Genomic DNA, 25,624 nt, shown 5'->3' with positions numbered 1-25,624 from the left:
TCCAGATGGACATCAAGATCGCCGGCATCACCGAGGAGATCATGAAGGTCGCGCTGGCCCAGGCCAATGAAGGCCGCGCGCACATCCTGGGCGAGATGGCCCGGGCGCTCGACCATACCCGCGAGGAATTGTCGGCGCATGCCCCGCGGATCGAGACGATGACAATCGACAAGACCAAGATCCGCGACGTGATCGGCACCGGCGGCAAGGTGATCCGCGAAATCGTCGCGACCACCGGCGCCAAGGTCGATATCGACGACGAGGGCGTGATCAAGGTGTCGTCGTCCGACATCGCCCAGATCGAGGCGGCAATGAAGTGGATCCGCGGCATCGTCGAGGAAGCGGAAGTCGGCAAGGTCTATGACGGCAAGGTCGTCAACCTGGTCGATTTCGGCGCGTTCGTGAACTTCATGGGGGGCAAGGACGGCCTGGTCCACGTGTCGGAGATCAGGAACGACCGCGTCGAGAAGGTCTCCGACGCCCTGAGCGAAGGCCAGGAGGTCAAGGTCAAGGTCCTCGAGATCGACCCGCGCGGCAAGGTACGCCTGTCGATGCGCGTCGTCGACCAGGAGACCGGCGCCGAGCTTGAAGATACCCGCCCGCCCCGCGAGGGCGGCGACCGTGGCCCGCGCGGGCCACGTCGCGACGGTGATCGCGGTCCCCCGCGTGGCGATGGCGGCGGTCGTGACCGTGGCCCGCGTCGCGACGGCGACGGCGGTCGCGGCCCGCGCCGCGAGGGGGGCGGCCGCGACGAGGCGCGTGGTCCCCGCCGCGAGCGCGCGGAAAGCGGTGGCGAAGACGGCCCGAGGCCCGATTTCGCTCCGGCCTTCCTGACCGGCGAACGCGACTAATCCATCGGCCGCGAGGATGACGGAAAGAAGAAGGGGCCCCGGCAGCGATGCGGAGCCCCTTTCGATTCAGGCCGCGCGGATCTGCGCCCAGGCGGCGGCGACTTCGTCGAGGCGCGCCGCGCAATCGAGGAACGGGCGCGGATCCTGGCCGATGCTGGCGTCGACGATCGTCCGGCGCGCGCCGGCATAGAACCGCGCCAGCGTGTCCGACACATCGCCCCCGGCATCGAAATCCAGCCCCGCTTCCAGCGCGAACAGGATGGCGGTCGCGCGCGTGATCTTTTCGCTTTTCAGCGGATAATTGCGCCGCTCGATCGCCCAGGCGGCGATCCGCAGCGCACGGACCAGCTCGTCATAGAGCAATTGGACCAGCGCGGGGCCGTCGGCCGCCGCGGTGCGGCCGACCAGGTCGATCTGGCGATAGGTCGCCTCGGGGTCGGCGCGGAGCGCGGTCGCGTACACGGTCATCCCTTCAGCGAATTCGTCCAGGCGTCGATCTGGTTCTTGAGGAAGGTCTGGGTCGACTTGTAGGCGGCGACCTTGGCATTCATGCTGGCGAATTGCTGCGTCAGGCGCTTGTTCATCGCCGCCGACTGGGTGGTGATGTCGTCCTTGGCGTCCGCCACCGCCGATTGCTGCTGCGCATAGCGCGTCTGCGAAGCACCCAGGCCATAGAGCGTACTCGATGCGTTTAGCGAGATCGACTGGACCGCGGCGGTCAATCCGTCGGTGCTGTTGCCCGAAAAGGCGAACATCGCCTCGACCGAGGCGGGCCAGGTCGCCAGCGCCTTGGCAACAGCCGTGTCGTCGACCGCCAGCGTGCCGTCGCGGTTGGTCTTGACGCCGATCTCCCCCAATGTCGCGGGCGTATTGCCGGCCGCGCCGGTCAGCATCGTCTTGGTCGTCAGCCCGCGCAACGACTTGAGCAGCGCCTGCGCCGCGGTATCCGCGCGCAGCGGCCCGGTGATCGGATCGGTCTGTTCGTTGAGCGCCTTGATCACCTCGTTATAGGTGTCGACAAAATCGCCGATCGCCGCGCCGAGCGCGGCGGTGGGCGTGGTGCTGGTCAGCGCGACGGGAATCGGGCTGGTCGAATTGAGCTGGAGCTTCACGCCGTCGATCAGGTCGCTGATCGTATTGGACGAGCGTTCGACCGCGACGCCGTCGACCTTCAGCTTGGCGTTCTGCGCGCCCGAGGCCAGCTGCGTTCCCCCCGCGCCGACGCCCACCGCGAATGGCGCCAGATTGCCCGAGGGGTCAGTCGCGGCCAGGGTAAAGGCTTGACTTGCCCCGCTATTGCCCTTGAGCGACAGGTACGCGCTGCCGTCGGCGTCGGTCACGACCGACGCGGTAACCCCGGCGCGCTTGGCGTTGATCGCCGCGGCAATGCCGTCCAGGCTCGCGTCGGTGAGGTCGATCGTCACCGGCGTCCCGCCGCCCGGGGTGAAACCGGTCATGGCCGTGCCGTCGGCGCTGTACGTGGCCTTGCCCAGCGTGAGCGTCAGGCTGCCCGAACCGATCACCGCGGTGCGGTCGGCCACGGCGGCATTGGTCGTCGCGACCTGCGCGCTGGCCAGCTGGCTGACCGTGACCGAACTCGACAGCCCGGCGAGCTTGGCGCCCGGCAGCGCGGCCGCGGTCAGCACGCCGGGGCTGGAACTGACGGGCTGGGTCTGGAGCGTGCCGCCGGTCGACAGCGATTTCAGCGCGCCGGCAAATTGCGTCACCGTGCTCTTCAAGGTCGAAATGCCGGAAATCTGCGCGGTCAGCGTATCCGACTTCGCCGTCAGTTGGGCGGTCTTGGCGGCATATTGCGCCGTGACCAGCGACGAGACCAGCGACGCGGTGTCCACCCCCGATCCTGTCGACAGCGAGGTGAACAGCGACTGCGCGGCGCTGCCGATCACGTTGCTGGTGGTCGGCGTGGTGGTGCCCGTGGTCGATCCGGTGGTGGTCATCGTCGAAACTCCGCGCGCGCCGCCTTCAGGAACGACGCCTTCAGGAACGACCGGCGGCGGCCGTTCTTAAGGCCCTTGCGCGTCATTGCCGGACGCCGTTTTCGTCGAACCGGGCGCTAGTCGGCACCTCGATCGGCGGCGGGACGAGCCCGGCGCGCTGGTTGAGCCCGAACACGAACGCCAGCACCGTGGCGATCGCGACGTAGAGATCGTCGCGAACCTCCTGCCCCTCCCGGCTGGTATAATAGACCGCCCGCGCCAGCGCCGGATATTCCAGCACCGCCACCTGTTCCTCGGCGGCGACGTCGCGGATCGCCAGCGCGGTGGCGCCACGCCCGCGCGCGACGACCACCGGCGCCTGGTCGCCGGCACGATCATAGCGCAAGGCGACCGCGAAATGCGTCGGGTTGGTCAGCACGACATGCGCCGAGGCGACCGCCTGACGGACGCTGCGCCGCATTATTTCGCGCTGGCGTTGCCGCAGATGCTGCTTGGCTTCGGGCGACCCCTCGCTCTCCTTGTTCTCGTCCCTGACATCCTGCCTGCTCATGCGCAGCTTGGCGAGCAGGCGGACGAGCTGGATCGGCACGTCGAGGCCGGCGATCAGCAACAGGCCGCCGGCCATCACAAACAGGATGTTGATAAAGGTGCCGCCCAGCGCGCCGACCGCGCCGGCGACATCGGCCGAGGATGACAACCCCATCGTCGGGCGCGCCGCCTTCCACAGCAGCCACGCGCCGATCCCGCCGAGCAGGACCACCTTGAGCAGCGACTTGCCGAGCTCGATCCAGCCGGACGGGCCCAGAATCCGCTTGAGACCCGATGCGGGGTTGATCCGCGACGCCTTGGGTCGGAGCAGCTTGCCGTTGAAGGTGAACGTTCCCAGTCCCGCCTGGCCGAACACCGAAGCGGCCAGCGCGACGAGGAACAGCCCGCCGATCGCCGGCACCAGCCCAAGCCCCGCCTGGGCCAGCGCGCGCAGCGGCGAAAAATTCTCCAGGTCGCCACGATCGAAGCGGAAGCTGGCGGTCATCAGCCGCTCGCACGCCGCCAGCAGCGACGGCCCGAGCAGCGCCAGCCAGCCGCAGCCGGCAAGCACGACCAAGGCGGTCGCGAACTCGCGAGACTTGAGGATGTCGCCCTGGTCGACAGCGTCCTTGCGACGCTTGGTCGTCGGCGCCTCGGTCTTGTCGCCTTCCTGCTCCGCCATCAGCCGAACACCAGGCGCTGCGCGGCTTCCAGCCCCTCATGGACGATGACCAGCATGTAGTCGCCCATCGCAGGCAGCGCGAGGGCAAGCGCGACGATGCCGACCGCCAGGCTGGCGGGCAGGCCGATCGCGAACAGGTTGAGGCTGGGCGCGGCGCGGCTGATCATGCCGACGATCAGGTTGAGGCAAAGCAGCAGGAAGCCGACCGGCAATGCCAGCAACAGCCCGGCGGCGAAAATATAACCGCCGAACAGGGCAATGTCCCGCAGCCGGTCGGGCGCCAGCCAGGCGCCGCCCGGCGGCAGTACCGCATAGCTGCGCACGATCATGTCGACGAGCACCAGATGGCCGTTCACCGACAGGAATAACAGCGTCATCAGGATCGCCAGGAACTGGCCGAGAGCGGGGGTGGAACGACCGTTCTGCGGATCGATCGCGCTGGCAAAGCCGATCCCCATCGACGTGCCGATCACCTCGCTCGCGATCATCGGCGCGGCAAAGGCGATCTGGAGGACGAAACCGATCGCCAGGCCGACCAGCGCCTCCGCCGCAACCGCCAGGAACGTCGCCATGGCGAAAAACTGCGCCGGCGGCGTTACCGGATGCACCGCCAGCACCAGGAAGGCGATCGCCGCCGACAGCGTCACGCGCACCGTCACCGGCACGTTGATCGCGCCGAACACCGGCGCGGCGACGAACGCCGCGCCAATCCGCACCATGACGAAGAACAGCGCCCATATCTGCGGTTCGATCGAGAGGCCAAAGCCCGGCATAGCTGGCTAGCGGACCAGGTCGGGAATACGCTGAAAGATGTCGATCATGAAGTCGGTCAGGAGCCCGACGATCAGGCTGCCGAAGATCACCAGCGACACGCCGACCACGACCAGCTTGGGGACGAAGGTCAGCGTCTGCTCGTTGATCGACGTAGCCGCCTGGACCATGCCGAGGATCAGGCCGGCGAGCAACGCCGGGATCAGGATGGGGGCGGCGGCCAGCGCCAGCACCCACATCGTCTGGTCGGCGACACCCAGGAAATAGTCGGAGTCCATCATTGCCTCCTTGTGCGGCGAACAGCGCCGCCGAACGGCACCGGCTCGCTCCTCCGCGCGGCCGCCCATGCAGCATATCCTCGATGGGCGGCCGGGCGGGGGAGCGGGCCGGTGCCGCGATCAAGGGTCACGTCGCGAAGCTGCCGGCCAGGCTGCCCATCATCATCGACCAGCCATCGACCAGCACGAACAACAGCAGCTTGAACGGCATCGAGATGATCGTCGGCGACATCATCATCATGCCCAGGCTCATCAGCACGGTGGCGACGACCAGGTCGATGACGATGAACGGCAGGAAGATCAGGAACCCGATCTGGAACGCGGTCTTCAGCTCACTGGTGACGAAGGCGGGCAGCAGCACCGAATAGGGCACATCGACCGACGTACGATAGGGTCCCGACCTTGCCATGTCGGCGAACATCTTGAGGTCCTTCATCCGGGTCTGCCTGATCATGAAGGCGTGGAGCGGCGCGCCGGCGCGACTGATCATCTCGGTGCCCTGGATCTGCCCGGCGGCATAGGGCTGGATCGCCTGGACGTTCATCTGGTTGATCGTCGGCGCCATCACGAATAGCGACAGGAACAGCGACAGCCCGACCAACACCTGGTTGGGCGGCGTCTGTTGCAGGCCCAGCGCCTGGCGCAGGATCGACAGCACGATGATGATCCGCGTGAAGCTGGTCATCATCAGCAGGATGCCCGGCAATACCGTGAGCAGGCCCATGATGATGAGGACCTGAAGCGACAGCGCGAGCGGCGCCTGGCCAGGCGTTCCGGGGGCGGCGCCCGTCCCCCCACCAAGCTGGCCCAGCGCGCGATCGACCGCGTCGCCGACACCGGGGGCGGGGGGTGCCGCTACCGGGGCAGCGGCCGGCGCCGCCTGTGCAAAGGCCGGCCCGGCGATCGTCAGCATCGCGATCAGCGCCAGCGCGATCAGCACCCACGTCGCATAGGCCGGCGCGCCCGGGCGAGAAGGCGGCGTTCCGGTCGGCGTGGTTTCCTTGAACAGGGCGATCCCCGCATCACGCAGGCGACGGACGGTCATCTCGGCAGATCCGCGCCCGCACCGGACCCTGCGCCCGACCCCGCGCTCTTGTCGACCAGCGTGACCCCGCCGCGCCCGACAGATACCAGCAGCTTGCGCCCGTCGAACTCCAGCACCGCCAGCCTGAGCCCCGGCGAGAGCATCATCGTTTCCTGGACCTTGATCATGCGGTTGGCCGGCTGGCCCGGCATCCGGCTTTCCAGCCGCCGCCACGCCCACAGGCAGCCGATCATCAGCCCGCAGACCAGCGGCAGCAGGACGACCAGCTTCAGGATGTAGCTCCACAGCATCAGCCGCGCTTTTCCGGGCTGACCAGCTCGGTCAGCCGCACGCCGAAGCGATCGCCCACGGTCACCACCTCGCCGCGCCCGATCAGCGTGCCGTTGACGAACACGTCGAGCAGCTCGTTGGCCTGGCGATCGAGCTCGATCACCGACGATTCGCCGAGCGCCAGCAACTCGCGCAGCGTCAGCCGCGTCGAACCGATCTCGACCGTCAGCTTGACGTCGACATCCTGCAGCAGCCGGTAATTGGCCGCCATCGTGGCGTCGACCGGGAAGGTCCCGGACAGGTCGGTCATGCGCTTTCCTCTTCATGAAGTCGGTTGATCGTGTTGAGCCGGATGGCGGCGCGCCCGTTGGACGTGCCGACCGTGCCGGTGCCCAGGCGGTCGCCGCCGACCATCACCGGCACATCGGAGGTAAAGCTGATCGGGATCACGTCGCCCTGCTTCAGGTCCATCAGCCGGGCGAGCGGCATGGTCGGCTCGGCGAGTACCGAGCGCACCGGAAAGGTCACCTGCATCACCGCGCGCGCCAGGCCGTTCTGCCACGCCGGATCGAGCGCCGCGCCCTTGCCGAGCACCTTGCCGGTGAGGCTCGGCGTATGCGGCTTGAGCGCGGCGACGGGGTAGACGATATCGACCGTTACCGGGGCGCCGGGACCATGGCCCAGGCCGAAGCGGGTGATCACGACGGGATCCTCGGTATCGACGCCCGAGATCATCGAGGGGTTGGATTCGATCCGTCCCGGCTGGAAACTGACGCTGGCCAGCGGCTCCCACGCGGCGGTCATCGGATCGGCGATCATCGCGCCCAGCCGCATCAGCATCGCTTCCGCCGCCGGCGAAAATTCCGACGGCGTGTCATGGGGCACTCCCCCCGGACCACCGAAGAACAGGTCGAGCAGCTCGATCGCGAACCGCCCGTCGATCACCAGCAGCACGGGGGCGCCGCCCATGGTCATCGTCATCGGGATCCATGCCGTCAGCGCATCGGTGCGCTCCGCGCGGTAATCGGTGAAGCGCTGGACGCGGAGCGGTTCGGCCCACGCCCGGACCTCGCGGCGCAGCACCGGCTCGAACACCGAGCGCAGGCTGCGCGCGAGCCGCGCCGACAGATGCTGGAGCGTGTTGAGATCGCCGAACGGATTGAGGTTCGCGACGCCGAGCGCCGGCGCATGCGTCGCGCGGTCGCGCGGCCGGTCGCGGCGATCCTGCTCCCCTTGCGATGACCCCCCATTAACCATGCCGTCACTGAACAACGAAATTGGTAAAGTAGACGTTACTGATCCCGCCAAAACCTTCCTTTTGCTTGAGGACGTCGTTGATCGCCCGGGCTAGCCGCGCCTGCAGCCGCTTCTTGCCGTCGCTGGTGAACACCTCGTCCTCGGTGGTGTCGCCCAGCGCCATCAGCACCGCCGACCGCACCGCAATCTCGTTGGTCTTCACATTCTCGATGACGGTATCGTCATAGGGCGTCGACAGCGCGACGCCGATCTGGACATAATGGACGCTGTTCTGAAGGTTGGCGGTGAAGTCCTTGTCCATGGCGTAATAATTGGACGCATATTGGTCGCCGCCGGCGCCCGACGGCGGCGCCTTGCCGCCGCTGCCGCCGCCTTCCCCCTCGCCCGCGCCGGAACGCTTCTGCTGGCTCTTGGGCACCAGCTTGGGCCCGGCCGCCTCCGCCGCATGCGCGCCGCCGAACATCCCCGTCGCCCACAGGCCGCCGACGACGCCGCCGCCGCCCAGCACCAGGGCACCGACCCCGATGATCGCCATCTTCATCATGCCGCCCTTCTTCTTCGGCGCGGCGTCTTCCTTGTCGCTCATCGTTGCGCTTCCTTCTTCAGGCGATGCGGCCGTCGGTCATGGCCGGCGATTGTGCCTCTTCGTCCGTGCCGACGGCCGGGATCGGCCGGCCGGCAGGCGCGGGGGCAGGGACGGGAGGGGCCGGGTGGCGATCGCCGCCCGCGCCCATGTTGCCGGGATCGACGCCGGCCTGGCTCAGCCTGATCCCGCGCGCCTCGGCGGCGGCGGCCAATTCCGGCCGGGCATCGGCCAGCAACATGCGGGTCGCCGCGCGCTCGGCGGTGAACTGGACGCTGACCCCGTCGGCATGGCGATGGATCGCGACGTCGATGCTGCCCAGTGCGGCGGGCTTCAGCCGGATCGACGCATCGTTTACGTCGGCCTGGTCGCGCAGCACCTCGATCCGGTCGATCATCCGTTGCGGCCAGTCGTGGTGCGCCATGTCCAGCGACTTCTGGGCAAGATCGGCGATGGCGATCGGCGCCCGCACCGCATCCGCCGGCGCCAGCGGGACGAGAATGGATGCCGGGTCGGCCTCCCGATCGCCCCGATCGCCATTGACCGGGCGATCGAGCAGCACACGCGCGACCGACACCGTCGCCGTGGCGGACGGCGTGGCCGCGATCGGCTTGGCCAGGGCGGGCGGCAGCGGTGGCAGCGGTACGGCCGGGGCGATCGTGGCTGCCGCGGCGCGCATCGCCATGGGACGGGACAATGGCAGGACGGCAGCGGTTGTGGTTGTGGTTGTGGTTGCGGTAATCGGCACAGGCGCGCCGGCAAACCATGGATCGACCGGGTCACTCGCCGTCGTGACGACCGCCACGGGCATGCTCATCGACGGCGGCACGACCGCGTCGGCGACGATTGCCACGACCCTTTTCGATGCGCTGGCCGACGGTGGGACCGGATCGGTCGTGACCGCAGCGTCACGCAGGGATGCGTCCGAGAGGTATCGGTCCGCCGCCGCCGCCGGCGCGGGCGCGGAGACGACGGGATCGGCCAAGTTGGCGACAGTCCGCGCCACGGACGGTGCGGGCGCGGCGCCGAAGCGCGGGCGCTCCGGGTGATCAACGTGGACCGCGGGCGGCGACGCGGAAGCAGGCGCGGGCGCGGCGCTCAAGGGGCCGGCCGAATTGTTGGCGACGAGGTATTCGAGTGACTGCGCGGGCGCGGCGCCGAAGCGTGGGCCGATGGCGCGCACCGTCGGCGGGGCCGCGCGCACCATCGGCGGGTCGACGACTGGACGGTTACTGGCCGCCGGCAGGATCGCCATGGTCGCCGATGCGCCCCGCACCGCGCCGGCGGGGTCGACCGCCATCGGTCGGTCGCTGCCGGTCGCCAGGTCGATCGGCGCGGGCGGGCTCAGCCAGGTCAGCCGAGCGTCGAGCGCGGTCCCATCGCGTTCGGCATCATCCGTGTCGGACGCCGCGACCGGCAGGACGTTGCCGGCACCGGCATCATCCTGCCGTCGCAAAAGGGCGGGTTCCGCGAGGACCGCGGCGGGATTGCTGGCGATCAGCATGTCGAGGAACGTCGCCGGCGTCGACGGCGTGGCGCAGGCGCCCGTTACCGGTAGCGCGCCCGGCATCACCACGCCCGTCACGGGCGCGACATTGCTGCTGGACGGCAAGGACACGTAGCTCATCGACTTCCCCCGGCGACCGGCGCGATCACCCGAGGGAATTTTTAGCAAGGATCGTGCCGAATCTTCCTGACGGACGGCGTCGCCTCGAGCGCGCGTACCGCCTTCAGCGCCGCATCCGCTTCGGCCCGGGCGCGCAGCTTTTCCACCGCGCTGTGGTCGCGGCGCGCCTCCCGTGTCGCGACGACCGCGCGCTCGACGCCGAGTTCGGCGATCCGCAGCCGCGCTTCGGCCGCTTCCGCCGATTGATGGAGGCGCTGCCGGAAATGAGCGGCGGCGACCAAGGCGAAGCCGTCGCTGGCAATGGCGGTCGGCGCAACGCCATCGGCGAGCCGGGCAATGCGGCCGGCGAGTTCGGCTTCGCTCGCCCGGCGGTCGTGCGCGCGGGCTTCCTCGGCGCGATGCATCCCCAGTTGCAGCGTGCGAACGCGCAGCAGGCGATCGACCGATTTGGCGCGTTCACGCATCATCGCCACCGAACACGCCGGTCAGTTCGGTGACTGCGTCGGTCATCGACACGATCTGGTCGGCATCCTGGCGGATGAATTCCATCACCGCCGGATGACAGGCGAGCGCCGCATCGATCTCCGGATCGGCGCCGCCGCGATAGGCGCCCATCAGCACGAGATCGCGATTTTCCTCATATGTCGCGAGATGTCGGCGCAGCACCCGCGCCGCAGCGGCGTGCGCGGGCGCGACGATATCGGTCATCACCCGGCTGACCGAGGGCCCCAGGTCGATCGCCGGATAGATCCCGCGTTCGGCCAGCTGGCGGCTCAACACGATGTGACCGTCCAGGATCGACCGCGCGGCATCGACCACCGGATCGTTGCCGTCGTCGCCGTCGGCCAGGACGGTATAGATGGCGGTGATCGACCCGCCGCTGGTAACGTCGGCACCGGCACGTTCGATCAGATTGGGCAACATCGCGATCGCCGATGGGGGATAGCCGCGCGCCGAAGCCGGTTCGCCAAGCGCAAGCCCGATCTCGCGCCCGGCATGGGCGACGCGGGTCAGCGAGTCCATGATGAGAAGAACGTTCTTGCCCTCGGCCCGGAAGCCCTCGGCAATGGCGGTCGCGCGCAACGCCCCCCGGATCCGCAGCACCGGCGAATGATTTGCTGGAACCGCCACCACCACCGACCGCTCGCGCGCGGCACCGGCCAGCTTGGTTTCCAGGAAGTCGGCGACTTCGCGGCTGCGTTCGCCGATCAGGCCGATGACGATCACGTCGGCCTGCGCGGCACGAACGATCATGCCCAGCAGCACCGACTTGCCGACCCCCGATCCCGCCACGATGCCGATACGCTGGCCCTGGCCGATCGTCAGCAGGCCGTTGATCGCGCGCACGCCGACGTCGAGCGGCCGGCGTACCCGGCCCCGGTCGAGCGGTCCCTGGAGCTTGCCCGCCAGCGGCCAGCGGTCGGCGCCGCGGATCGGGCCGCGACCGTCGATCGGCCGGCCCGCGCCGTCGACCACGCGGCCGAGCAGGGCAGTGCCGACCTCAACCTCTCCCGGCGGACCGATCGGGCGCACCGGCGTGCTGGGCAGGAGCGGCGCCGGCCCCTCCAGGTTCATCAGCAAGGTACGGCCGTTGCGGAACCCGATCACTTCGGCATCGACGCGGGCACCATTGGCGGTGCCTACCTGGCACAGGGTTCCGACCGGCAATTGCAGGCCGATCGCCTCCATCAGCACCCCGTCGAAAGATGCCAGCCGGCCCGACACGCGCGGCCGGGGGGAGAAATCCTGGTTTCCCAATGTCTCCAGATAATCCCGGGCGAAACCGTTCAGCACGGCAAGACGGCGTCCTCAAGTGCCTTGCCAAGCCGGCCGAGCCACAGGTCCGGGCCGTCCTCAACGATGGTCGACGCGGTTTCCAGGATGAATCCGCCACGCTCTATGGCGGCGTCGCCAACGGCGAACACGGTCGCCGGCAGGCGTCCGTCGACCAGGGCAAGATCCTCCGGGTGGACGCGCAACAATGCCGATTCGGCATCGTCGGCAAGCATGTCGACCGCCACCGCGACGCGTCGCGCCATCAGGTCGGCGGAAATTTCGCTTTCGCCCACGACGCGGCGGACAAGATGGAGAACGGCCTGGCGCAGATGGTCGGCGAGCCGCTCGCGATCCAGCCGCCCGCCATCGCCGATCGCGGCGGCCACGCGGGCGACCAGCAAATTGTCGCGATCGGTACTGGCGGCGATTTCCGCCAGCGCGGCGGCGACGCCCTCCTGATAGCCGGCCGCATGCGCGGTCGCGACCGGATCGACAAAGCTGGTTGCGGGCTGGTCGGCATTGAACGGATCCCATCCCTCGGTCGGGTCGGCGGCGCGATCGGCCGGCGCGAAGTGACGCGGGCGGACCGCATCGTCGCCGGGTGACGGGGGCGCCACCCCCTTCAGGTCGCGCGGCGCGAAGACCGTATTGGTGGTGGAGAATGCCTGGCGCAACGCGGCGCCGGCGGCGTCGTGGCGGCTGGCGAAGCCGGCGATGAAGCCGTCATCGGCCACCGGCGCCCGACCGGGCCCGGCCTGACCGAAATCGGGACGATCGAGCGCGGTGGCCTCAGACATAATCGTCATCGCCGCCCATCATGATCGTGCCGTCCTTGGCCAGCGCGCGCGCGATCTGGATCATCGCCTTCTGGGCGTCGAGCACCTCGCTGAGCTTCATCGGACCCCGCGCCTCCATCTCGTCGCGGACGCCATCGGCGGCGCGCGCGGACATGCACCCGAGGAAGCGCGCGCGGACCGTCTCGTCGACGCCCTTCAGCGCGCGGGTCAGAATGTCCGTGTCGATGTTGCGGATCAGCGTGCCGAGGTTCTTGTCGTCGAGACCGAGCAGGTTCTCGAACATGAACAGGGCTTCCTCGATCGCCTTGGCGACCTCGCGATCCATCTTGAACAGCCGGGGCATCACGCGCTGCTCGGTGGTCTTGCGGGCGCCGGAGAGGATCCGCGCCGCTTCCTTGGTCCCGCCCAGCGACACGCCGGCGGGCTGGCCGGCATGGCCCACGCGGTTGGCGAGCATCATCCTGAGCGTGTCGACCGCCTCGGGGCTGACCGGGCCCAGCCGGGCGATGCGATGGACGATATCCGGCTGGACCGCCTCGGGCAGCAGTTCGAGGACCTGGGTGGCGATGACCGGATCGAGATTGGCGACGAGGACCGCGGCGACCTGCGGATGTTCCTTCTCGATCATCGTCGCGATCTCGCCGGCTTCCATCCAGTCGAGCAGGTCGAGCTGGCAGGCCGCTTCGGCCGGCGTGATGCGCGCCAGCACGCTGTCGGCCTTTTCGGCGCCCAGCGCGCGGGTCATCATCGTCTCGATGACCGGCTTGGGATCGAAGCCGATCGACGTCCGCTCGCGCGCCTTGACAACGAAGTCGTCGAGCACCGCCTCGACCTCGCCCTCGCCGACATCGGCGACCGCGAACATCGCCTTGCCCAATTGGCGGACCTCTTCGGGGTCCAGCTTCTGGAGGATCGCCGCGGCTTCTTCCTCGCCGACCAGCATCATCAGCACGGCGGCGCGTTCCACGCCCGAATAACTGCGAACCGGCGCGTTCATCTCACCGCGAGTCCGACTTGATCATGTCGCGGATGGCCAGTGCCGCGCGCGTGGGGTTCTCGCGCGTGAAGCCGCGCACCGCGCCGATCCGGCTGTCAAAGTCCGGGGCAGCCTCCAACGGGCCGATGCCGGCTGCGGGCGCGACAGCGGGTGCGGCGCCGAGCGCGGGACTGATACCCAAGGCGGAACCCAGGTCCCGGCCCAGCGCACCGCGCGGCGCGGCGGGGGTATCCTCGCGCTTCTTCATCAACCCCTTGGCGAGCGGCCGGACGCCGAGGAACAGCACCAGCAGCGCGATCACCAGCGCGGTGACGTTGCGCGCCGCGACCGCTACCCAGCCCGCATCATACCAGGGCCGGGCATTGTCGAGCGGCGATCCGGCGGCGAAGCGGCGACTGATCACGGTCACCTGGTCGTTGCGCGCCGGGTCGGCACCGACCGCGGTACGCACCAGCTGGGTAATCTGCTGGATCTCGACCGGCGAGCGCGGCTTGCTGCCCTCGACATCGCGCAACAGGACCGCGACCGACAGGCGCTTGAGCCCGCCTGGCGTGGCGCGCGTGACCGAAACCTCCTTGCCGAGATCATAGGCGCGGGCGAAGCTGTCCGATGCCTTGAACTGGTCGGTGGCGCCGGGGGGGGCGGCGACCGGAACGCCCGTCGGCGGCGTTGCCCCGGGGGCCGGCGTCGCGCCGGGGGCGGGGACGGCGGCAGGGGTCGGCTGCGGCTTCGGCGCGGTCAGCGTCGAGGCCGGCGGTGGCGTGTTCGACAGCATGCCCGGAATGCCCCCGGGCGCCGCGGCATCGCCGCTGCCCTTGCCCGTCCAATTACCCTGTTCGGCCCGCAGCGCGCCCGATTTGTCATAGCTTTCGCGGGTCGCCTGGGTCTCGTCGAGATCGACGTCGGCGGCGACCTCGGCAGTGAAATTGCCGGCGCCGACCAGCGGGGTCAGCAACTGGCCGAGCTGTTCGCGATATTTGTCCTCGACCGTCCGCTGGAACCGGATGCGGGCATCGCCGCCCGCGCCGCCCTGATCGCCGCCGGCCTTGGACAGCAGGGCGCCCATCTGGTCGACGATGGTGACGTCGCCGGGCTTCATTCCGGGGACCGAGGAGGCGACGAGGTTGACGATCGAGGAAACCTGGGCGTCGGACAGCGCGCGTCCGGCCTGAAGCTTGACGATGACGCTGGCCGAAGGCGATGCGTTATCGCGGACGAACACGGTGTTTTCCGGCACCGCAAGATGGACGCGCGCGTCGGCGACCGCGTCGATTTCCTCGATCGACTTGGCCAGCTCGCTTTCGCGCGCCTGGCGCAGCCGCTCGCCCTCGACCGCGCGGCTGACCCCCATCGGCAGGTTGTCGAGGATCGCATAGCCGCCGGGCGTCGCCTTGGGCAGGCCCTGGCCCGCCAGCAGCATCCGCGCCTTGGCATAGTCATCTTCGCCCACGGTGAGCGAATCGGTCGCCTCGTCGATTTGCGCGCTGATCCCGGCGGTCTTGAGCGCAGCGGTGACCGCCGCCTTGTCGGCGTCGGGCAGCCCGGTGAACAGCGTCTTTTGCGGCGCCGACGCGAGCGTGAACCAGGCCAGCGCCGCCGCCGCGACCAAGGCGACCATGAACATCGCCGGCAGGCTGCGGCGGACGGCGGGCTGCGCCAGCACCCCGCGCACCTGGCGCAGCGGGTTGGCGAAACGATCGGGGGCGGCATTGACCGCAGGGGTAAGGGCTGTGCTCATTGCGTCGTTACACCGGCATGCTCATGATGTCCTTATAGGCGGACAGGAGCTTGTTTCTGACCTGAAGCGTCGCCTCGAAGCCGACCGAGGCTTCCTGGCGCGCGAGCATAACCTTGGCGATGTCGATCGTGTCGCCGCGCTCATACGCCTCGCTGACCCGGGCGGCGGCGTTCTGGCTGTCGTTGACACCCTTCAGCGCGTCGCCAAGCGTGTCGGCAAAGCTGGTCGGCTGGGTAGTGGCGACAGGCGCCGCCGCACCGGCCGAGGCATTGGCCCGCGCCAGCGCCTGGTTGCGCTCGAGAATCTGCGAGCGCAGCGCCATGACGCGGTCGATCCCCATCGCGCCGCCGACGCCGTCGATCCCGCTCATGCCGATGCCGCCAGGGCGACGCCGCTATGCGGGCGGACGATGTCCGCGCCCTGCTCGCGCGCCTTGGCCAGGCGATAGCGCAGCGTGCGTTCGGAGATGCCCAGCCGCCGCGCGGTCTCGATCCGGCTGCCGCCGCACGCCGCCAGCGTCTCGCGGATCGCCTGGAACTCGCTCATCTGGATGACATTGGCCAGAGTATCCGGGGCCAGAGTATCCGGGGCCAGAGTATCCGGGGCCAGAGTATCCAGGGCCAGGGTGTCCGGCGCGCGCGGATCGGAGGCCGCAGGCGTGGAGCGCCGGTCGAACACGATATGTTCGGCAGAGATGACGTCGCCGGCCGCGAACAGCAGCGCGCGCTGAATCACGTTTTCCAGTTCGCGGACATTGCCCGGCCAGTCGTGCCCGGCAAGCACCGCCAGCGCCGAATGGTCGGGCCACGGGACGATCTGGCGCGATCCGGCGTGGCGCAGGATCATCGCCGCGGCCAGCGCCGGAATGTCCTGCGGCCGGTCAACCAGCGCACGCGACGCGAGGGGAAAAACACAGATGCGGTAATAAAGGTCGGCCCGAAACCGTCCGGCGGCCACCTCGTCCTGCAGATCGCGATTGGCGCAGGCGATGACGCGGACGTCGATCGGCACTGGTTGCGACGCGCCGATCGGGACCACCTCGCGCTCCTGCAGCGCGCGGAGCAGCTTGGCCTGGAGATTATGCGGCATTTCGGCGATTTCGTCGAGCAGCAGCGTACCGCCGTGGGCCGCGCGAAAGAACCCCTCGCCACCCGCTGAGGCGCCGGTGAAGGCACCCTTCTGGTGGCCGAACAGCAGCGCCTCGAGCATGGTTTCGGGCAGCGCGGCGCAATTGATCGCGACGAACGGCTTGTCGGCCCGCGCCGAACAGCGATGGATGGTGCGCGCCAGCACTTCCTTGCCGGTGCCCGTAGGGCCGTTGATCAGCACGGTGATGTCGGACGCCGCGACCCGTTCGGCCAGCGCGAACAGCGCCAGGCTTTCCGGATCGGCGGCGGTCGGCGCTTCCGCGCCGCCGGCAATGGCATGGGCGAAGGCGGCGCCGATCGCGGCATCGGCGGCCGTGTAGGACAGGCGCGCCGGCCGCCCGTCCCGCGCCGGCTGAAAGCTGCGGCCATCGGTACCGAGCACCAGGGTGCGCGCGGCGATCGGCGGCGTCTCGCCGTCCATCACCAGGAAGACGTCGTCGCCCTGTGGCCGGCGTTCGTCGGCGCTGGCGACACCCAGGCCCTGGGCCCGGAGCGATGAAATCAGGGCATATTTCTGCCGGAGCACTGCAGCTGACGGATAGATCGAGCGCATTCATTCCCCCCTTCGCCTGGGGGCAATGCCCTTCCCCTAGTAAACACGTGGTGAAGATCGCCCGCGTCCGGCAAGTATTTTACGCGCGCGCGAACGAGGGCTCCCCGCACATGTTCCCGCTAAAGCTTGGCAGGAACTGGCCGTTCCCTGTTCCGACGGCTCGGCGCTCGCATCCATCGGGGGGTGGCGGGGGACGTCGGTACCATGGAGATATGAACATGACTGTCATTGCAAGCAACGTCAGCGCCATGCGTTCTGCGAACGCCTCGACCAAAGCCAACGATTCGCTGTCGATGGCAATGGAGCGCCTGTCGACCGGCAAGCGCATCAATTCGGCCAAGGACGATGCCGCGGGCCTCGCCATCGCCGCGTCGATGACCGCGCAGATCCGCGGCATGAACCAGGGCGTGCGCAACGCCAATGACGGCATCAGCATGGCGCAGACCGCCGAGGGTGCGCTCGACGAGGTCAGCAACATGCTCCAGCGCATGCGCGAATTGTCGGTGCAGTCGTCCAACGGCACCTATTCGACGGGCGACGTCGCCAACATCACCGCCGAACAGGATGCGTTGTCAGCGCAGATCACCAGCGTGCTGAAGAACACCCAGTTCAACGGCAAGAAGCTGTTCGACGGCACGTCGGCCACCGTGACGATCCAGGCCGGCGCGAATGCCAGCGACACCGTCACGCTGGCGCTGGCCGACCTGACCGCCGACGCGGCGATCACCGGCGTCGTCGACATCACCAACGCCAAGCTGGCGACCGGCACCACGCTGGCCAAGTTCGATACGGCGATCGCCAAGGTGGCGACCTATCGCGCCGGCTTGGGCGCGGCGCAGAACCGGCTGACCTCGGCGGTCAACAACCTGACTTCCAACTCGACCAACCTCAGCGACGCGCGCAGCCGCATCGAGGACGCCGACTTCTCGGCCGAATCGACCAACCTCGCCAAGGCCCAGATCCTGAGCCAGGCGTCGACCGCGATGCTCGCCCAGGCCAACCAGTCGCAGCAGGGCGTGCTCAAGCTGCTCCAGTAATCCGGGCCGCCGGCCGCTTCTGCGCGGCGGGCGACGGGTTGAACGCCGCGTAGCGTACAGGCGTAGAAGGTCCCGGCGGTGCCCTGCACCGCCGGGATTTTTACTGGCCGCGATCGTGTCGATTGTCCTTAAACTTGGCCGGAACCGGCCGTTCTAGAGAATGACGGCTCGACCCTCCGCCATTGGGGGTGGCGGGGAGCGTCTGCAACGGAGACAAACATGACTGTTATCGGAAGCAACATTTCGTCGCTGCGTGCGTCGAACGCCTCGACCAAAGCCAATGAGTCGCTGTCGATGGCGATGGAGCGCCTGTCGACCGGCAAGCGCATCAATTCGGCCAAGGACGATGCCGCGGGCCTCGCCATCGCCGCGTCGATGACCGCGCAGATCCGCGGCATGAACCAGGGCGTGCGCAACGCCAATGACGGCATCAGCATGGCGCAGACCTCCGAGGGCGCGCTCGACGAGGTCACCAACATGCTCCAGCGCATGCGCGAGCTGCAGGTGCAGTCGAAGAACGGCACCTATTCGACGAGCGACGTGGCCAACATCAAGGCCGAGCAGGACGCGCTGGCGGCGCAGATCACCAGCGTCGTGACCAATACGCAGTTCAACGGCAAGAACCTGTTCGACGGCACGGCGGGGGCCGCCGGCGTGGTGACGATCCAGGCCGGTGCCAATGCCACCGACACGGTAACGCTGACGCTGACCAAGCTGACGACCGACGCCAGCCTGGCCGCGGTGGTGACCGGCGGTGCGTCGGTGGCCGCGGCCACGCTGACCGACTATGACACGGCGATCGCCAAGATCGCGACGACGCGTGCCAGCCTGGGCGCGGCGCAGAACCGGCTGACCTCGGCGGTCAACAACCTGACTTCCAACTCGACCAACCTCAGCGACGCGCGCAGCCGCATCGAGGACGCCGACTTCTCGGCCGAATCGACCAACCTCGCCAAGGCCCAGATCCTGAGCCAGGCGTCGACCGCGATGCTCGCCCAGGCCAACCAGTCGCAGCAGGGCGTGCTCAAGCTGCTGGGCTAATACAGCCACGCCCCGGCGCCCGACCCCCAGCGGGGCCGCGGACGACCAGCAGGAACCCCGGTGGCCATCGCCGCCGGGGTTCTTAGCGTTGGCTGGACCGGCAGGGGTCGCGCGCTCGGGCGCGTGCGTTACTTGCTAAAGTGGAGAATGCGGGAAGCGTCAGAGTTTGTCGGAAACTCGCGGTAGGGCGAGTGTCGGTTAGGTTCCGGCAATACCGCCCGCACCGCTTTTTCAAACAGGTATCAGATCGCCCCGGCCAGTGCCTGCTTGAGGCGGGCATGGGCGGCCGCCTTGATCTGGCAGACGCGCGCGGCGCCGACGCCGAGCACCTGGCCGATCTCCTCGAGGTTCAGTTCCTCGACGTAATAAAGCTGGACCACCCTCGCCTCGCGTTCGGGCAGGCCGGCGATCGCGGCGACCAGCGTTTCGCGCAGGTCGGATTCGGCGAGTTGTTCGAACGCGTCGGCATCGGTGCTCGCGAACCACGGCGCGTCGTCCGCATAGACCTCGTCGAGCGAGTCGAAGCGGATCGCCTCGGCGCTGGCATAATCGGCGCGCAGCCGCTCGACCGACACACCCAGCCGCTCGGCGACCTGAGCATCTTTTGGCGGCAGGCGCCCGACGGTCAGCGCCGCGACCGCCCCCTGATACTGGCGCCGCCGCCGCATCGCGCCGCGGGTCAGCGTCGCCTGGCGGCGCAGCTGGTCGATCATCGCGCCGCGCAACCGGGTCGCCAGATATTGCTCGAACGTCACCTGACCGCGATCCTCGAAGCCGTGGATCGCCTCGACCAGGGCGACCAGCCCGAGCTGGATCAGGTCCTCGACCTCGCACACGCCCGATATGCTGCCGTGAACGTGCCAGGCGATGCGCCGGACCAGCGGCGCATGCTTGCGCACCAGCCCCTCGACATCGACCGCGCGCCGGCGAGCATAGGTCAGCGGCGTGCCTTGGGCGAAGGCGGCGCTGTCGGGCTCGGCGCTCATGCCGGCAGTGCCTGGGGAGCGCCGATCACCGCGACGACCTCGACCGCCTTTTCGTCCGGAACCTCGAAGAAGCTCATCACCGGGGTATCGGGCAGGCAGGTCTTGACCAGCTTGCGGATCGCGACGCGGATCGCGGGCTGGACGACCAGCGCAAACGGCTTGGCGTCGGCGACCAGCGGCTGCGCCGCGCGCTGCAGCGCGTCGACGATCCGGCGGCCAAGGTCGGGCTCGATCGTGTGGCGGCGCGACGGGTCCGAACGGACCGCCTGGCCGAGCAGCCCCTCCAGCTGGCCTTCGAGCGTCATCACCCTGAGCGGTTCATGGACGCCGCACAGCTTCTGGATGATCAGCCCGCCGAGTTCGGGGCGGATCGCCTCGATGATCTCGTCGGCGTCGGTCGTGCGTTGCGCCGCCACCGCGACCGATCCGACGATGCGGCGGAATTCCTTGAGCGGCAGGCCTTCGGCGAGCAGGCCCTTGAGGACCTGGGTCAAGGTGGTCAGCGGCAGCGGCGCCGGGGTCAGTGCAGCGACCAGTTGCGGATGGCGATCCTTCAGCCCGTCGAGCAGCGCCTGGACCTCGTCGGCGCCCAGCAGCTCGGCGGCATGCTGGCCCAGCTTGTGGTTGAGATGGGTGGCGACGACCGTACCCGAATCGACCACCAGATAGCCCTGGCCGGTGGCGGCATCGGCATCGCCCGGCTGGATCCAGGTCGCGTCCAGCCCGAAGGTCGGATCCTTGGCGGCCTTGCCCTGCAGCGCGCCGAACCCCTGCCCGGTATCGAGCGCGAGCATCTCGTCCGCCGACGCCTGGTCCTCGGCGACGACGACGCCGCCGATGACGATGCGATAGGTATGGGGCGCCAGGTTGATGTCGTCGCGCACCTTGACCTGCGGCACGACGAAGCCGAGCTCCTTCGACAATTGGCGGCGGACGCCGGTGATGCGGCCCATCAGCGGCGCGCCGCGGCGCTCGTCGACCAGCGGCACCAGGCCATAGCCGATGTCGAGATTGACCTGCATGCCGTCGGACACCTCGTCCCAGCCGATCTTCGACGGATCGGGCGCGGCGGCGGCGGGGGCAGGCGGCGCCGGGCGCCTGGCGATCTGGCGCAGCCGCCACGCGGCAAGGCCGGCGATCGCGGCGGCCGAGAGCAGCACCAGGTGCGGCATCCCCGGCAGCACGCCGAGCAGCCCGAGGATGCCGGCGACGGGTGTCCAGGTACGCGCCGAGCCGAACTGGGTGCCGATCTGGCCGGCCAGGTCCTGCGACGAGGTGACGCGGGTGACGATCGCCGCGGCGGCGATCGACAGCATCAGCGACGGCAGCTGCGCGACCAGCGCATCGCCGATCGCCAGCAGGACGTAAGTGTGCGCGGCATCGCCCAGCGACATGCCGTGGCTGACCGGCCCGAGGATCAGCCCGCCGATGATGTTGGCGCCCAGGATCAGGAGGCCGGCGACCGCGTCGCCCTTCACGAACTTCGACGACCCGTCCATCGACCCGTAGAAATCGGCCTCGGTCGATACCTCGACGCGCCGCGCCTTGGCGTCGTCGGGGGTGATCAGCCCGGCGTTGAGATCGGCATCGATCGCCATCTGCTTGCCGGGCAGCGCGTCGAGCGTGAAGCGCGCCGACACTTCGGACACGCGGCCCGCACCCTTGGTCACGACGATCAGGTTGATGATCACCAGGATCGAAAAGACGAAGATGCCGACGACATAGTCGCCGCCGATCAGGAACGTCCCGAACGCCTCGATGACATGGCCCGCGGCGCTTTCGCCCTCATGGCCATGGACCAGCACGACCCGTGTCGAGGCGACGTTGAGGCCGAGGCGGAACAGCGTGGCGAACAGCAGGACGGTTGGAAAGGCGGAGAAATCGAGCGGTTTCTGCGCGTTGAGCGCGACCATCAGCACCGCCAGGCTGATGGCGATGTTGGCGACGAAGAAGATGTCGAGCAGCGCCGCCGGAATCGGCACCACCATCAGCATGACCAGCAGCAGGATCGCAAGCGGCAACGCCACGAGCCGCGCCGATCCGGACAGGCCGGACTTGAGGAAGGCCGGCACCGCCTAGGTCCCCAGGCTCGCCAGCATCATGTACGCCAGCCGCGCATTGTCGGGCGTCGGCCGCAACAGGTCGGCCGCGCCGCGGCCCGGCATCGTGGCGCTCGCGGTGCCGTTCACCCGTTGCAGCGCGGCCCGTGCCCAGGCCGCCGCCGACCCCGGCGTCTCGCCCGATCCGCCGATGACGGTCGCGTCGCCCAGCCCGGTCAACGCCGCCAGCTGCTCGAAATTGGCCTTGGCGGTGCCGAAGTCGCTGGTCGAAGAGGCCGGCACCGGCGCCCCGCTGCCGTCGAGTGCGTCGGAAGCCAGGCCGGTGGCACCGACCGCGGTCGCGCCCTTGTCGAGCTTGGCGGCGAAGCGCCGGTAGATATCGGCCAGGCTGCGCGGCGCGCCGTCGGCCGCAAAGAAGATCGATCGGTTGGCGCGCGCGGCGGCCGGGAACAAGGCGGCGGCCGACTGGCCGGGGTTGCTCTGCAGCCCGCGCAGGAACGACGTGGCGCCGCCCAGCCCCAGGAAATGCGCCATGTAAAGGTCGGTGCCGGTGGCGCCCCGCCCGAGCGTCGTTTCCAGCGCGGCCTTGTTGTCCGAAGCCGATTCGGCGGCCATCGCCGACGCGATCGCCGGATTGTCGCGCAGCGCCAGGACAGCGCGCCGCATAGCCGGATCGGGGACGCCGAGCTTGCCCGAGGCGCTGCGCGTTATCGCGTCGGCCGCCCACGACACCCCATATTCGGCGCCATGCCGCTTGATGATGCCAAGCCAGCTCTGGTCGATGAACTGATAGAGCCCGGTCGCCGAGGACGTGCCCGCGCGCGCGGTCGGATTCAGCCCGCTTTCGAGTTGCGCCTGGCCCAGCAGATAGTCGAAGTCGATCCCCGTCGCCCGGCTAGCCGAGGCGATCGCCGAGCGGACGCTTGCCGAATTACCGGAAACTGCCTCTACGCCCATCATACCCCTGGTCGAACTGCCCATGATCGGGTGTCGAACTGCAAGGGTCGTGCCAGTTCAGGAGGGTCCTACCGACCGAGGCCGCGTGACGCTATATTTCAGGCGTATGCCGCCACGCGCCCGTTGGGGCGATAGCCGGAGCCGCCGCCGGCCAGCATTTGCAGGCGGCGGCGAACATTTGCCGCCATCAGGTTGACATAGATCCGCGCGGTATCGTTCAGCCGCTGCGCCTCGGCCGCCAATTCGCGAACGCCGGGTTCGAACGCGGCATCCCCAAGGCCGGCGACCGCCTCGATCGCCGCAAGCTTGTCCGCGGTTGCCCGGCCCAGCGCGTCGACATCGTTGCTCTTGAGCGCCGCAATCTCGGCGTGGAGCGAGTCGATGACCCGGATCAGCCCGTCACGCCGCGTCATTGCTGAGCCAATCCATCCTGAGCGCCAGCAGCCGATCGGCGATGGTCGCCGGCAGGATCGGGAAGGTGCCGTCGGCGATCGCCTTCCTGATCCGCGCGACCCGTTCGCCATCGACCGGCGGTGCCGTGGCCAGATCGCGGGCGAGCTGGCCGGCGGCGGCGGTCGCCGATTGAGGGTCCCGATCGACCGCCACATCCGCGACCTTGGGCGCGGGCGCGCCGGCCGAAACCGCGGCACTGCGTACCTCCCGCAGGGGGATGCTTGGATTGATCGACTCTACCATCACAGGGGCCTTGGCTACCTAGACAAGACATCGAACGACCGCCCGCGCATGATCTTTAGAAAAAATTATCGGCTTCGGAAAAAAGTTACGGCGCGCCCGGTAATTTGGCCTGGCCCGGGCCCGTGGCGATCGCCTGGACGGGTGGCCGGCCTTTCTCGACCTCGACCGGCAGCCGCCCGCCAATTGCCGCATCGCCCAGCGCGATGCCGTCGCGCGTCACCGAAAAGCCGTCGGCATCGGCGACGATCGTCAGCGGATCGCCCCGCCTGATGACGATATCGGGCTTGGCCACGGGCGTCGCCATGGCGCGGGGACTGGCCGCCGGCGCGGTGACGCGCACTGCCACGAAAATCCGCCAGACGGGGTCGGGACAGGCGACCACCACCGCATCATGGCGATCGGTATACCAGGACAGCGACACCATCGGGCAAGCGGCGAGCCGCAGCCGCGCGTCGACCGCGCTTCGCGCACCGCCCTCATCGCCGACGGCATGGCCGGTGAAGCCGGCAACCGCTTTGTCGAGCAAAAGGGTGTTCTGGAAATTCTGCGCGGCGACCGGCATGGCCACCATCAATGCGGCGATGCCGAAAGCGGCGCGACGGCGCGGCAGGAACTGGGTCACTGGGTCTTCCTAGCGATAGAGGGTGCACCGGTGAAGCTCATCGTGACCAGCGCGCCGCGCCGGCCGGTCGCGGCAGCGGCGATGGCGAGGCGCCCGGGGGCAACGCCGCGGACGATCAACAGCGCCGCCGTGGCACGTGCGCGATCGATTGCGAGCAACTGGCCGCTGCCGGTCGTCGGATCGACATCGGCGGGGGTGCCGTCGCTGCCGCCGGTCACCCGCAGCGTTACGCGCGGGTCGCGCGTCGCGGCATGGGCCCAGGCAATCAGGGCGCCATTATCCTGGGGCACCGCCGACCCCGGCGCGAACCCCACCGCCGCCGCGGCGAGCGGGATCGGCGGCGGCGTGGGCGCGGGGAAATCCTCGGGAGCGCCGAAGCCCTGACGCAGGCCGCGCGTCAGCGACTGCCGGTCGGTCGCCTGGATCAGGACGAAGAAGCCGATCAGCAGCAGCGCCAGATCGGCCAGCGTAAACAGCCATAGCGGCCGAACGGCGGGCGGGTCGAGCAGGTCCTCCGTCATGCGACGTTCGCCACCGCCGCGCGCGGCCGCTCGCGCCCCGCAAGCGCGGCCAGAGCGGCGAGCGGGGCGGCCAGCCGCAGCCGCCCATCCGCCTCGCGCCGTGCCGCCTGGCGCAATCGCGCGGCGATCGGCATCGCGATCAGGTTGGCGATCAGCGCGCCGTACAAGGTCGCCAGCAGCGCGATCGCCATGCCGGCACCGATCGCCGTCGGATCGGTCATTGCCAGAAACATCCGCACCAGCCCGATCAGCGTGCCGACCATCCCCATGGCCGGCGCCGCCTCTGCCGCGCCCGCCCACATGTCGGCGGCGGCGGCATGGCGGAGGATGCGGGCGCGACGAGCCTCGTCGATCAGCCGCATCGTTTCTTCGGCGGTAGCGCCGTCGACCACCGCCGCGACCGCGGCCGCTACGTCGCGATCGGCGATCACCGACCGGTCGAGCGTCAGAATGCCATGCCGCCGCGCGATCCGGCCAAGCGCCGCGACCTGGTCGATCAGCGGCCCGGGGTCGAACGCGCGCCGGCCCAGCGTGCCGAGTGCCACCATGCCGCGGACGACATCGCCGGCGGGGGTGCGCAATATCGTCGCGAGGACGGTGCCGCCGACGACGATCAAGAGCGCCAGCGGGTCGAGATAGGGTGCAAGGCTGAACGGATCAGGGGGCGTCATGTCGCCTGCTCTTGTGCAAGGCGCGGGCCAATCGGTAACCACGTCATCCGGCACAGGCCGGGGCCGCGGCGCGGAAGGAAATGCCGGGCAATCGAGCGGCTTGCCATTGCCCGGAGGCAACAGCTCTGGCGGCAGCCCGGCAAGACGATTGCCGCCGGGCGGCAAGCATTTGCC

The 25,624-nt window shown here is 69.1% G+C and carries 29 protein-coding genes; 3 read left to right on the top strand and 26 right to left on the bottom strand.

Going from position 1 to position 25,624, the window contains the following annotated elements:
- Positions 1–851 (top strand): S1 RNA-binding domain-containing protein (locus ACFE7K_RS03460; protein ID WP_375396767.1); only part of this gene is annotated, 851 nt, incomplete at its 5' end.
- 66 nt (positions 852–917) lie between these two features.
- On the opposite strand, the gene fliS is transcribed toward ACFE7K_RS03460, so the two are convergent.
- The 18 genes from fliS to ACFE7K_RS03370 form a co-directional block, all read right to left on the bottom strand.
- Positions 918–1,319 (bottom strand): flagellar export chaperone FliS, encoded by a 402-nt coding sequence (fliS, locus tag ACFE7K_RS03455; RefSeq protein WP_375396766.1) that lies wholly within the window; start codon positions 1,317–1,319, stop codon positions 918–920.
- Positions 1,316–2,809: a flagellar filament capping protein FliD gene (gene fliD / locus ACFE7K_RS03450; protein WP_375396765.1), complete on the bottom strand. Its 1,494-nt coding sequence runs from the start codon at positions 2,807–2,809 to the stop codon at positions 1,316–1,318. The genes fliS and fliD overlap by 4 nt, the downstream gene beginning before the upstream one ends.
- An 82-nt stretch (positions 2,810–2,891) precedes the next feature.
- Positions 2,892–4,019, bottom strand: a complete 1,128-nt coding sequence (locus ACFE7K_RS03445) for a flagellar biosynthesis protein FlhB (RefSeq protein ID WP_375396764.1) — start codon at positions 4,017–4,019, stop codon at positions 2,892–2,894.
- Complete coding sequence (gene fliR, locus ACFE7K_RS03440) at positions 4,019–4,792, bottom strand: flagellar biosynthetic protein FliR (protein WP_375396763.1); 774 nt, start codon at positions 4,790–4,792, stop codon at positions 4,019–4,021. The genes ACFE7K_RS03445 and fliR overlap by 1 nt, the downstream gene beginning before the upstream one ends.
- A 6-nt stretch (positions 4,793–4,798) precedes the next feature.
- Positions 4,799–5,068: a flagellar biosynthesis protein FliQ gene (gene fliQ / locus ACFE7K_RS03435; RefSeq protein WP_375396762.1), complete on the bottom strand. Its 270-nt coding sequence runs from the start codon at positions 5,066–5,068 to the stop codon at positions 4,799–4,801.
- Between the two features lie 127 nt (positions 5,069–5,195).
- Positions 5,196–6,113, bottom strand: coding sequence for a flagellar type III secretion system pore protein FliP (gene fliP / locus ACFE7K_RS03430; protein WP_375396761.1), 918 nt, complete (start codon positions 6,111–6,113; stop codon positions 5,196–5,198).
- Positions 6,110–6,403 carry a flagellar biosynthetic protein FliO gene (locus ACFE7K_RS03425; protein ID WP_375396760.1) on the bottom strand — a complete coding sequence of 98 codons (294 nt, stop codon included), beginning with the start codon at positions 6,401–6,403 and terminating at the stop codon, positions 6,110–6,112. Before ACFE7K_RS03425 ends, fliP begins: the two co-directional genes overlap by 4 nt.
- Complete coding sequence (fliN, locus tag ACFE7K_RS03420; RefSeq protein ID WP_375396759.1) at positions 6,403–6,693, bottom strand: flagellar motor switch protein FliN; 291 nt, start codon at positions 6,691–6,693, stop codon at positions 6,403–6,405. Before fliN ends, ACFE7K_RS03425 begins: the two co-directional genes overlap by 1 nt.
- Positions 6,690–7,640 (bottom strand): flagellar motor switch protein FliM, encoded by a 951-nt coding sequence (locus ACFE7K_RS03415; protein ID WP_375396758.1) that lies wholly within the window; start codon positions 7,638–7,640, stop codon positions 6,690–6,692. The genes fliN and ACFE7K_RS03415 overlap by 4 nt, the downstream gene beginning before the upstream one ends.
- Before the next feature lie 4 nt (positions 7,641–7,644).
- On the bottom strand, positions 7,645–8,226 hold the full coding sequence (fliL, locus tag ACFE7K_RS03410; RefSeq protein ID WP_375396757.1) for a flagellar basal body-associated protein FliL: 582 nt from the start codon (positions 8,224–8,226) through the stop codon (positions 7,645–7,647).
- A gap of 16 nt (positions 8,227–8,242) precedes the next feature.
- Positions 8,243–9,850: a flagellar hook-length control protein FliK gene (locus tag ACFE7K_RS03405; RefSeq protein ID WP_375396756.1), complete on the bottom strand. Its 1,608-nt coding sequence runs from the start codon at positions 9,848–9,850 to the stop codon at positions 8,243–8,245.
- Between the two features lie 41 nt (positions 9,851–9,891).
- Positions 9,892–10,317, bottom strand: a complete 426-nt coding sequence (locus ACFE7K_RS03400; RefSeq protein WP_375396770.1) for a hypothetical protein — start codon at positions 10,315–10,317, stop codon at positions 9,892–9,894.
- On the bottom strand, positions 10,307–11,644 hold the full coding sequence (locus ACFE7K_RS03395; RefSeq protein WP_375396755.1) for a FliI/YscN family ATPase: 1,338 nt from the start codon (positions 11,642–11,644) through the stop codon (positions 10,307–10,309). Before ACFE7K_RS03395 ends, ACFE7K_RS03400 begins: the two co-directional genes overlap by 11 nt.
- On the bottom strand, positions 11,638–12,432 hold the full coding sequence (locus ACFE7K_RS03390; protein WP_375396754.1) for a FliH/SctL family protein: 795 nt from the start codon (positions 12,430–12,432) through the stop codon (positions 11,638–11,640). The genes ACFE7K_RS03395 and ACFE7K_RS03390 overlap by 7 nt, the downstream gene beginning before the upstream one ends.
- Positions 12,416–13,420, bottom strand: coding sequence for a flagellar motor switch protein FliG (fliG, locus tag ACFE7K_RS03385; protein WP_375396753.1), 1,005 nt, complete (start codon positions 13,418–13,420; stop codon positions 12,416–12,418). The genes ACFE7K_RS03390 and fliG overlap by 17 nt, the downstream gene beginning before the upstream one ends.
- Position 13,421: 1 nt before the next feature.
- A complete protein-coding gene (gene fliF, locus ACFE7K_RS03380) occupies positions 13,422–15,158 on the bottom strand; it encodes a flagellar basal-body MS-ring/collar protein FliF (protein ID WP_375396752.1) in 1,737 nt (578 codons plus the stop codon).
- 7 nt (positions 15,159–15,165) lie between these two features.
- Entirely contained in the window at positions 15,166–15,528 is a 363-nt protein-coding gene (gene fliE / locus ACFE7K_RS03375) for a flagellar hook-basal body complex protein FliE (protein ID WP_375396751.1), read from the bottom strand.
- Positions 15,525–16,859, bottom strand: a complete 1,335-nt coding sequence (locus ACFE7K_RS03370) for a sigma-54 interaction domain-containing protein (RefSeq protein WP_375396750.1) — start codon at positions 16,857–16,859, stop codon at positions 15,525–15,527. The genes fliE and ACFE7K_RS03370 overlap by 4 nt, the downstream gene beginning before the upstream one ends.
- A 218-nt stretch (positions 16,860–17,077) precedes the next feature.
- On the opposite strand from ACFE7K_RS03370, the gene ACFE7K_RS03365 reads away from it, so the two are divergent.
- A complete protein-coding gene (locus ACFE7K_RS03365) occupies positions 17,078–17,896 on the top strand; it encodes a flagellin (protein ID WP_375396749.1) in 819 nt (272 codons plus the stop codon).
- A 219-nt stretch (positions 17,897–18,115) separates the two neighbouring features.
- On the top strand, positions 18,116–18,937 hold the full coding sequence (locus ACFE7K_RS03360; RefSeq protein WP_375396748.1) for a flagellin: 822 nt from the start codon (positions 18,116–18,118) through the stop codon (positions 18,935–18,937).
- Positions 18,938–19,179: 242 nt separating this feature from the next.
- On the opposite strand, the gene ACFE7K_RS03355 is transcribed toward ACFE7K_RS03360, so the two are convergent.
- The 8 genes from ACFE7K_RS03355 to ACFE7K_RS03320 all read right to left on the bottom strand — a co-directional run bounded on the left by ACFE7K_RS03355 (position 19,180) and on the right by ACFE7K_RS03320 (position 25,450).
- The gene (locus ACFE7K_RS03355) at positions 19,180–19,923 is read right to left on the bottom strand and encodes a sigma-70 family RNA polymerase sigma factor (RefSeq protein WP_375396747.1); all 744 of its coding nucleotides are present in this window, start codon (positions 19,921–19,923) and stop codon (positions 19,180–19,182) included.
- The gene (flhA, locus tag ACFE7K_RS03350) at positions 19,920–21,995 is read right to left on the bottom strand and encodes a flagellar biosynthesis protein FlhA (RefSeq protein ID WP_375396746.1); all 2,076 of its coding nucleotides are present in this window, start codon (positions 21,993–21,995) and stop codon (positions 19,920–19,922) included. The genes ACFE7K_RS03355 and flhA overlap by 4 nt, the downstream gene beginning before the upstream one ends.
- Positions 21,996–21,998: 3 nt before the next feature.
- Positions 21,999–22,964 (bottom strand): lytic transglycosylase domain-containing protein, encoded by a 966-nt coding sequence (locus tag ACFE7K_RS03345; protein ID WP_375396745.1) that lies wholly within the window; start codon positions 22,962–22,964, stop codon positions 21,999–22,001.
- A gap of 74 nt (positions 22,965–23,038) precedes the next feature.
- On the bottom strand, positions 23,039–23,353 hold the full coding sequence (locus ACFE7K_RS03340; protein WP_375396744.1) for a flagellar protein FlgN: 315 nt from the start codon (positions 23,351–23,353) through the stop codon (positions 23,039–23,041).
- Positions 23,340–23,636, bottom strand: a complete 297-nt coding sequence (gene flgM, locus ACFE7K_RS03335; RefSeq protein WP_375396743.1) for a flagellar biosynthesis anti-sigma factor FlgM — start codon at positions 23,634–23,636, stop codon at positions 23,340–23,342. The genes ACFE7K_RS03340 and flgM overlap by 14 nt, the downstream gene beginning before the upstream one ends.
- Before the next feature lie 85 nt (positions 23,637–23,721).
- Positions 23,722–24,258, bottom strand: coding sequence for a flagella basal body P-ring formation protein FlgA (locus ACFE7K_RS03330; RefSeq protein ID WP_375396742.1), 537 nt, complete (start codon positions 24,256–24,258; stop codon positions 23,722–23,724).
- Positions 24,255–24,779, bottom strand: coding sequence for a flagellar motor protein MotB (locus tag ACFE7K_RS03325; RefSeq protein WP_375396741.1), 525 nt, complete (start codon positions 24,777–24,779; stop codon positions 24,255–24,257). The genes ACFE7K_RS03330 and ACFE7K_RS03325 overlap by 4 nt, the downstream gene beginning before the upstream one ends.
- Positions 24,776–25,450, bottom strand: a complete 675-nt coding sequence (locus ACFE7K_RS03320) for a MotA/TolQ/ExbB proton channel family protein (protein ID WP_375396740.1) — start codon at positions 25,448–25,450, stop codon at positions 24,776–24,778. Before ACFE7K_RS03320 ends, ACFE7K_RS03325 begins: the two co-directional genes overlap by 4 nt.
- Between the last annotated feature and the right edge of the window lie 174 nt (positions 25,451–25,624).

It is taken from the genome of uncultured Sphingomonas sp. (assembly GCF_964244265.1).
Lineage (GTDB): Bacteria > Pseudomonadota > Alphaproteobacteria > Sphingomonadales > Sphingomonadaceae > Sphingomonas.
This window is presented reverse-complemented; position numbering and strand designations above follow the sequence as displayed.

Excerpts from the sequence above, each read along its gene's own strand:
- fliS (WP_375396766.1), bottom strand. The coding sequence starts at position 1,319 with ATGACCGTGTACGCGACCGCGCTCCGCGCCGACCCCGAGGCGACCTAT.
- fliD (WP_375396765.1), bottom strand. The coding sequence starts at position 2,809 with ATGACCACCACCGGATCGACCACGGGCACCACCACGCCGACCACCAGC.
- ACFE7K_RS03445 (WP_375396764.1), bottom strand. The coding sequence starts at position 4,019 with ATGGCGGAGCAGGAAGGCGACAAGACCGAGGCGCCGACGACCAAGCGT.
- fliR (WP_375396763.1), bottom strand. The coding sequence starts at position 4,792 with ATGCCGGGCTTTGGCCTCTCGATCGAACCGCAGATATGGGCGCTGTTC.
- fliQ (WP_375396762.1), bottom strand. The coding sequence starts at position 5,068 with ATGGACTCCGACTATTTCCTGGGTGTCGCCGACCAGACGATGTGGGTG.
- fliP (WP_375396761.1), bottom strand. The coding sequence starts at position 6,113 with ATGACCGTCCGTCGCCTGCGTGATGCGGGGATCGCCCTGTTCAAGGAA.
- ACFE7K_RS03425 (WP_375396760.1), bottom strand. The coding sequence starts at position 6,403 with ATGCTGTGGAGCTACATCCTGAAGCTGGTCGTCCTGCTGCCGCTGGTC.
- fliN (WP_375396759.1), bottom strand. The coding sequence starts at position 6,693 with ATGACCGACCTGTCCGGGACCTTCCCGGTCGACGCCACGATGGCGGCC.
- ACFE7K_RS03415 (WP_375396758.1), bottom strand. The coding sequence starts at position 7,640 with ATGGTTAATGGGGGGTCATCGCAAGGGGAGCAGGATCGCCGCGACCGG.
- fliL (WP_375396757.1), bottom strand. The coding sequence starts at position 8,226 with ATGAGCGACAAGGAAGACGCCGCGCCGAAGAAGAAGGGCGGCATGATG.
- ACFE7K_RS03405 (WP_375396756.1), bottom strand. The coding sequence starts at position 9,850 with ATGAGCTACGTGTCCTTGCCGTCCAGCAGCAATGTCGCGCCCGTGACG.
- ACFE7K_RS03400 (WP_375396770.1), bottom strand. The coding sequence starts at position 10,317 with ATGATGCGTGAACGCGCCAAATCGGTCGATCGCCTGCTGCGCGTTCGC.
- ACFE7K_RS03390 (WP_375396754.1), bottom strand. The coding sequence starts at position 12,432 with ATGACGATTATGTCTGAGGCCACCGCGCTCGATCGTCCCGATTTCGGT.
- fliG (WP_375396753.1), bottom strand. The coding sequence starts at position 13,420 with ATGAACGCGCCGGTTCGCAGTTATTCGGGCGTGGAACGCGCCGCCGTG.
- fliF (WP_375396752.1), bottom strand. The coding sequence starts at position 15,158 with ATGAGCACAGCCCTTACCCCTGCGGTCAATGCCGCCCCCGATCGTTTC.
- fliE (WP_375396751.1), bottom strand. The coding sequence starts at position 15,528 with ATGAGCGGGATCGACGGCGTCGGCGGCGCGATGGGGATCGACCGCGTC.
- ACFE7K_RS03370 (WP_375396750.1), bottom strand. The coding sequence starts at position 16,859 with ATGCGCTCGATCTATCCGTCAGCTGCAGTGCTCCGGCAGAAATATGCC.
- ACFE7K_RS03365 (WP_375396749.1), top strand. The coding sequence starts at position 17,078 with ATGACTGTCATTGCAAGCAACGTCAGCGCCATGCGTTCTGCGAACGCC.
- ACFE7K_RS03360 (WP_375396748.1), top strand. The coding sequence starts at position 18,116 with ATGACTGTTATCGGAAGCAACATTTCGTCGCTGCGTGCGTCGAACGCC.
- ACFE7K_RS03355 (WP_375396747.1), bottom strand. The coding sequence starts at position 19,923 with ATGAGCGCCGAGCCCGACAGCGCCGCCTTCGCCCAAGGCACGCCGCTG.
- ACFE7K_RS03345 (WP_375396745.1), bottom strand. The coding sequence starts at position 22,964 with ATGGGCAGTTCGACCAGGGGTATGATGGGCGTAGAGGCAGTTTCCGGT.
- ACFE7K_RS03340 (WP_375396744.1), bottom strand. The coding sequence starts at position 23,353 with ATGACGCGGCGTGACGGGCTGATCCGGGTCATCGACTCGCTCCACGCC.
- flgM (WP_375396743.1), bottom strand. The coding sequence starts at position 23,636 with ATGGTAGAGTCGATCAATCCAAGCATCCCCCTGCGGGAGGTACGCAGT.
- ACFE7K_RS03325 (WP_375396741.1), bottom strand. The coding sequence starts at position 24,779 with ATGACGGAGGACCTGCTCGACCCGCCCGCCGTTCGGCCGCTATGGCTG.
- ACFE7K_RS03320 (WP_375396740.1), bottom strand. The coding sequence starts at position 25,450 with ATGACGCCCCCTGATCCGTTCAGCCTTGCACCCTATCTCGACCCGCTG.